This is a genomic window from Ruegeria sp. SCP10 (assembly GCF_040329495.1).
Lineage (GTDB): Bacteria > Pseudomonadota > Alphaproteobacteria > Rhodobacterales > Rhodobacteraceae > Ruegeria.
On record NZ_JBDZYF010000067.1, the window covers coordinates 1 to 863 of the forward strand.

2 pseudogenes are annotated in these 863 nt (G+C 54.1%); one reads left to right on the forward strand and one right to left on the reverse strand.

Annotated features, from left to right (window positions below):
- Positions 1 to 110 (reverse strand): annotated as a pseudogene (locus ABLN87_RS22285) (IS6 family transposase); the annotation flags it as partial.
- An 86-nt stretch (positions 111 to 196) separates the two neighbouring features.
- On the opposite strand from ABLN87_RS22285, the pseudogene ABLN87_RS22290 reads away from it, so the two are divergent.
- Positions 197 to 689 (forward strand): annotated as a pseudogene (locus ABLN87_RS22290) (transposase); the annotation flags it as partial.
- Positions 690 to 863: the final 174 nt, after the last annotated feature.

The following is an 863-nucleotide window of genomic DNA, read 5'->3' on the forward strand; positions in this document are numbered from 1 at the left end:
AAATAGCTTCTCAGCTTATCCGTAATCACAACACGGGGTTCGCCGAATTGCGCAATCAACCGCTTCAGAAAGCGTCGGGCTGCCTTAGCCCTCCGCCGTGGCTGGACGAGGTGTCTGCCGTCAGCACCCATGGAACAGACTAGTTTGATTGCGTAGCGGAGGATTTCAGGCTCATCGTAACCATCGGAGAGTGGAGATGAGAATGAATTCCGGGAAACAGAAAGCGTCAGCAGAGAGAGTTGTCAAAGACATCCGCAGGAAGACACGGCGCCAGCATTCGGCAGAGGAGAAGATCCGTATTGTGTTGGATGGGCTTCGTGGTGAAGACAGCATAGCGGAGCTGTGTCGCCGTGAAGGAATAGCTACCAGCTTGTATTATAGCTGGTCGAAAGAGTTCCTTGAGGCCGGTAAGAAGCGGTTGGCTGGCGATACCGCACGCCAGGCTACCAGCTCTGAGGTGAAGAATTTGAGAGCGGAATCGTCGGCGCTGAAAGAGGTAGTCGCCGACCTGACCCTTGAGAACCGGCTGCTCAAAAAAAGCATGTTCGAGGATGGGGGAGACGACGAATGAGATATCCCGCATCCGAAAAGCTTGAGATCATCCGGCTGGTTGACGGTTCGCACCTGCCGATCAAACGCACACTGGAAAACTCGGCATTCCCAGAACGACCTTCTACCGCTGGTACGACACTGTCCGTCGTCAGGGATTTTGGGACAGATGGCCGCCTGAACTAAGAGAGGGTCTGGCTCAACTGGTTGTTGTGATTATGCGGCGGATTTGCGGTGAAGCAAGCGCCGGGTTTCGATGGTCTTTCGTTTGATCCTCTCTCGTTGTTTTAGAATGGTCTGTCCGCGCCCGAAGT